The organism is Oleiphilus sp. HI0080, from assembly GCF_001635135.1.
Genome location: NZ_LWFU01001086.1, coordinates 1 through 1,518, shown reverse-complemented (window position 1 = coordinate 1,518; position 1,518 = coordinate 1). Strand labels below are relative to the sequence as shown.

Below are 1,518 nucleotides of genomic sequence, written 5' to 3'. Positions count from 1 at the left end.
AACTGAGTGAGGATAATAAGGCCTCTATGTTGTCGAGGATCCCGCTTGGTCGACTCGGAACTGCCGCGGAAGTCGCGTCTGTCGTCGCTTATTTGGCATCTACCCAAGCTGCTTATGTTACCGGTCAAACGATCCATGTTAACGGCGGCATGTATATGTCTTAAGGTATAGCTTAGATGCTTGTCTCACTTGAATGATTCAACTAGACTAGCACGCATTAATTGGCCTGAAGCGCGAGAAGAGGTCGTTATCGGCTTGAGGGCTCAGACGATTTACGGGGCGCTGCTGAATTGAGCTACCGGTTTCCATTAAGAGAGGAATGTATGAGTACTGTAGAAGAACGCGTAAAAAAGATTGTATGCGAGCAATTAGGTGTTAAAGAAGCTGAAGTGCAAAACACTTCTTCTTTTGTTGATGATCTCGGTGCAGACTCTCTTGATACCGTGGAACTGGTAATGGCTCTGGAAGAAGAGTTTGAGACAGAGATTCCTGATGAGGAAGCGGAAAAGCTTTCTACAGTACAAGAAGCGATCGATTATATTATTGCTAACCAATAATTAGTCGAACGCGACCGTCGAACCGTCCACAAGCTAATCGGCTTTGGGCGGTTTTTTGGTATTTGCGTCGCCTATAATTTTTTACGGAGTTAGTTCATGTCAAAACGACGTGTAGTAGTTACGGGGCTTGGTGCTTTGACGCCGCTTGGCAATACAGTAGCTGACACTTGGCAGCGTTTGCTAGCGGGAGAGAGCGGTATAGGCTTTGTAGAGCGTTTTGACACCACGGACTTTCCCGTAAAAATTGGTGGTGAACTTAAAGGCTTGGATATTGGTGATTATTTGGATCGCAAAGAAGCGAGGCGCATGGATCCATTTATGCACTACGGAATGATTGCCTGTATGCAAGCTGTCGAAGATGCGAACCTAGAGGGTTTGAACGAGCGTCAGCTAAAGCGAACGGGTGTTGCGATGGGGTCCGGGATCGGTGGTATCGAGATGATCGAGACCATGCGGGATACATATAACAAATCTGGCTCGCGACGCGTCTCTCCGTTCTTTGTACCAAGCGCGATCATTAACATGATCTCTGGCAATGTAGCGATTAAATATGGCTTTAAAGGGCCTAATATTGCAGTTGTTACTGCCTGTACTACGGGCACGCACAATATTGGCTACGCCGCTCGCACGATATCTTACGGCGATGCAGATGTGATGCTTGCCGGAGGTGCGGAAATGGCTACTACTCCTGTCGCTATGGCTGGTTTCGCCAATGCGAAGGCTCTTTCTACTCGTAATGATGAGCCAACAAAGGCGAGCCGTCCTTGGGATACGGCTCGTGATGGTTTTGTTCTCTCCGATGGCGCCGCTTGCGTTGTTTTGGAAGAATACGAGCACGCCTTAGCTCGCGGTGCGGAAATTTATGCGGAGGTTGTGGGTTTTGGTATGAGTGATGATGCCTTTCATATCACCTCGCCCTCAGAAGATGGCGAGGGCGCACGTGCTTCTATGGAAAATGCCC

The 1,518-nt window shown here is 48.4% G+C and carries 3 protein-coding genes; all 3 read left to right on the top strand.

From position 1 onward, the window contains the following. Positions 1-26: 26 nt before the first annotated feature. On the top strand, positions 27-164 hold the full coding sequence (locus A3751_RS21975) for an SDR family oxidoreductase (protein WP_369821264.1): 138 nt from the start codon (positions 27-29) through the stop codon (positions 162-164). Between the two features lie 159 nt (positions 165-323). Further along, entirely contained in the window at positions 324-557 is a 234-nt protein-coding gene (gene acpP / locus A3751_RS19980) for an acyl carrier protein (protein WP_068458536.1), read from the top strand. 96 nt (positions 558-653) lie between these two features. Continuing rightward, on the top strand, positions 654-1,518 hold an 865-nt coding region (locus A3751_RS19975; protein ID WP_068458675.1), incomplete at its 3' end, for a beta-ketoacyl-ACP synthase II.